The sequence below is a fragment of the Sulfuricaulis sp. genome (assembly GCF_049587675.1).
Lineage (GTDB): Bacteria > Pseudomonadota > Gammaproteobacteria > Acidiferrobacterales > Sulfurifustaceae > Sulfuricaulis.
Map to the genome: position 1 here is coordinate 1 of NZ_JBAVEJ010000251.1, position 2,110 is coordinate 2,110.

Consider the following 2,110-nt stretch of genomic DNA (forward strand, 5'->3'; position numbering starts at 1 on the left):
CCCCTAGCCCGGGCAAAGTATTAGACACCAGCGTACATTTTATTTTTTGTTCTCATCGACTTACGACCAAAGTGGCAACAGGCTTTTAACCAGTTGGTCGCAGGTTCAACTCCTGCACGGCCCACCATATTAATAACAACAAGTTAGCGGCGGTCATTCCACTGGTTGTTTGTTTCTATCGTCCCCGATGTGCGAATAATCAATAGATTACGTTGTCTACCAAACAACTGGTCAGAAACCCGGTGGTCGAAGCTGCGATTCCTGCCCGCCCCACTCGTAATCAATAACGTGCGAGCGTTTCTCCGGCGCCCGCAAGATGCTCTCACGAAACTCTCAAAGCTCGTCGACATCACCCGCCGCGTTGGGGAGCGGATCGGCATGATCGCTTTGCCGCGCACGGCGAGGCGGCACCAAAGCATGCCATGCGATTTGGGAGGAGGGTTAATTTTCCGAAAAGCGGCCTTTCAGGCGGCCGCCCACTGTCCGGTTTCGGCAAGTCTCAGAGGCGGCAGGCGACCCTGAAGAGACGTTCGTGGCGACGGCTCAATTCTGCAGTCGAGGCGACCAATCACCGACAGTCAGAAGATTAGACCCGAATCGCCTAGCGCTGGTTCATGTTGTGCGGTCGACTGTCGGTTCGCTAAATTCGATACCCATCCCTTGAGGACTGACGCGGACAACGCGTCCTTTGATGCTGGGCATCAGGCCGGCGGTCGGTTGCAACGGCGTGATCATCAGTTCGGTTCCGACCGGCAACTGCTCGCTGGCCTTGGCGTACAGAAATGTCCCGCCCGCGCTGATATCGCGCGTGACGAGGGTTCTGGCCTCCCCAGTACCGGTCGGCATGACGGACATCGGCACGAACTCGCGCCGGCGCGGGTAGCGACGCCTATCTTTCATTTATGAAGCACCTTTTTAAAGAATTAACTCGTTACCGGCACGTCACCGCCGTCAATTAGTTAGAACTTCCAGCCGTAATTGACGCCGATTTCGTACTCCTTCATCTTGATCTGAATATTTTCACCCATCAGCTCATCCGTGCCGCTGACCTTCTTTTCCGGCGCGTACATCGCCGACAGCGTGAGCTCGTTGTTCTTGCTCATCTTGTTGGTGAAGCCGAAGGTCACATGCTGCTCCATCACGGCCGGGACCAGAATGTTGAACATCAGGTCGCTCTCACGAATCGGCTGCTTGGTCTTGCTGTAGCCGACCCGCCAGGTGTGCGCCGGGCTGGTTTCCCACTGGTAACCCAGCTTCACGATCGTCATGTCCTTCCAACCGAAACCGGCGCCCTCGCTGCCGCCCAGGCATTGGCTCGTATCGCCGCCCATGCAGCCGGCCAGATTGGTTTCGCGATTGGATACCGACTTGATGTCCGTGTAATTGATGCGCTGCACGTCCAACAGGAAGGTGGATGTTTTCGTGATCTCATAAGCCAGTCCGACGGTCCAGGTCGAGGGAATGTCAAAGCCGCCGTTTTCCGCGAACAGACCCTTGTACTTGTCGAACTCTCCCATGCTGATCTTGGTCTGATACGACGCACCCAGACTCAGGCCCGGGCTGACTTCGCCGGTCCAGCCCAGCTTCGCGCCATACCCCGTGGAACTGTCGTAACCGTTGTCCGTCAGGTGGGCACGATCATTCGAAAAGTTGGAGAACGCCGCCAGACCCGTCGCCTTGAAGCGTTGATAGGCAATAATCGCGCTCGCGCCCCAAGAGGAGGTGGGAGTGATTTTTCGCGAGTAACTGATATTCGTGAACAGCTGCGACAGATCGACCCCCGCGTGGGCATTACCGCTGAAAACTCCACCAAAGAATGTACCTGCTCCGCGCTGCGCGGATCCTGGATAATCGGTGTTCATGCCGCCGTTACCGTAAACCGCAAGTCCCAATGCGCTGTTCGGGTCCAGCATCCACACGGCGCCAAAGCTCGGGATGAGAAAATCGTTTTTGTCGCTGTCCACCGATTCCGGGATTCCGCCGCCGGCGCCCCAAAATCCGCCGTTAGCATCGACAGAATACGAACGCTCCGGGTGGAACCAGACAGCGCCTAGATCCATCCGCTGGCCCACCATCACCACGCCGGCGGGGTTGGTCGACGAGGCCATGG

General features: G+C 57.1%; 2 protein-coding genes. Both read right to left on the reverse strand.

The window, feature by feature from the left end; genetic code table 11:
* Nucleotides 1-612 precede the first annotated feature (612 nt).
* Nucleotides 613-900 carry a PilZ domain-containing protein gene (locus tag WB402_RS13410; protein ID WP_424208684.1) on the reverse strand — a complete coding sequence of 96 codons (288 nt, stop codon included), beginning with the start codon at nucleotides 898-900 and terminating at the stop codon, nucleotides 613-615.
* A 59-nt stretch (nucleotides 901-959) separates the two neighbouring features.
* The coding region (locus WB402_RS13415; RefSeq protein ID WP_424208686.1) for an OmpP1/FadL family transporter at nucleotides 960-2,110 on the reverse strand (1,151 nt) is incomplete at its 5' end.